The sequence below is a fragment of the Phyllobacterium sp. P5_D12 genome, assembly GCF_054049495.1.
Window position 1 is genome coordinate 1 of record NZ_JBFUMG010000915.1, and the last position, 1,188, is coordinate 1,188.

General features: G+C 56.0%; 2 protein-coding genes and 1 pseudogene. 1 reads left to right on the forward strand and 2 read right to left on the reverse strand.

Features of this window, described 5'->3' with window-relative positions:
- A pseudogene (locus tag ACXJ5O_RS27580) lies at nt 1-299 on the forward strand (hypothetical protein); the annotation flags it as partial.
- 89 nt (nt 300-388) lie between these two features.
- On the opposite strand, the gene ACXJ5O_RS27585 reads toward ACXJ5O_RS27580, so the two are convergent.
- Entirely contained in the window at nt 389-745 is a 357-nt protein-coding gene (locus ACXJ5O_RS27585) for a hypothetical protein (protein ID WP_457302690.1), read from the reverse strand.
- A 34-nt stretch (nt 746-779) separates the two neighbouring features.
- Nucleotides 780-1,188, reverse strand: a 409-nt coding sequence (locus tag ACXJ5O_RS27590; RefSeq protein WP_457302691.1) for a DUF992 domain-containing protein, incomplete at its 5' end; no start/stop codon positions are given.

Sequence of the window (1,188 nt, forward strand, 5' to 3'; positions counted from 1 at the left end):
CCTTTTCCGTCGACCCAAACCTGCCCGGCCTCATTGCCGCTGAGTCAGTGCTTGCTGAACTGCTTGGCAGTAACCCCTTGCGCGTTGCCATGGGTGCAACCATCCCGATCGGCACGGCATTCCGTAAGCATCTCGGCGCGGAGGCCATCTACTTTTCGTTCTCCACCTCGGACGAAGACTATCACGCGCCGAATGAATTCTTCCGGTTGTCGAATTTCCGCACGGGTCTTATCGCGTGGGCAAGATTACTAGGCCGGCTTGCCGATCACCCGAAGCTTGAGCCGACCATGAGGATCTGAAAATCTGTGCCTTTTGTTGTCGACAGCCATTCAATTGGGTCCGCTCAGCTCCAAAGGAGACTTCGGCTATATCGATGGTGCAACGATGATTATGGCTGGCCGCAGTAGTGCGCTGTTGCTGTTCCTATGGTCTGGAACTTGCCGTTGCTCGTTACCGTTGTTGCGCAGATTGTCGTTTTGGGATTCCACCAGTATGTGGTTGAACCTTGCTGCTGCGTAAATGCATAGCCTCGCGCCCGCATCTGGCTTTGAGCGCGAGTGGCAGGCGCATTTACAAGATCGGCAATATCAACTGGCGCGCCCCCTGTAGTGGTAGCGGTCGCATCCATGGCGGGCGGCACCGTTGAAGCTGGCACGCCGTCGGTGTCTTCGCCGGTCGACTGACATCCTGCAAGTGTTGTCGCCAGTATCGATATTGCAATTGCAGCACGCATTCGAACGAGCATTCTGTTCCCCCGGCTTTTATGGTTGCTGGTCACATCAAGGTGCTGGATTTAAAGTAACAGTTGTAACTCCTCCGGCGAAGTTGATGCCCTCCTGTCCCTCAACCGCAATGGGTTGTAACGAAAATGCTTTGCCCGTGCCGCCTACAAGAATATTCGCTCCGGCGCCGGGGCCAACCGAAGCGTTTGCTCCGACTCCAGCATAAGTACCCGCGAGCGCCCCCGCCTGAAGTCCGCTGGTCGCAGCAACGACGCCCCAGATCAGGTGCCCCGACGCGACTTCGCCGAGTGCGATCCCAAATTCGTCGATTGATCCGGTGTAATTGTCGGTATTACCGCCTTTGTCCGGCTTGAATGTGCAGGAGAGTTTTTGCTTCTCCACGACAAACATGCCTATCCCTTTAGACACATCGCAGGCGAGCATTCCAATCTGGGCAGATTCCGCA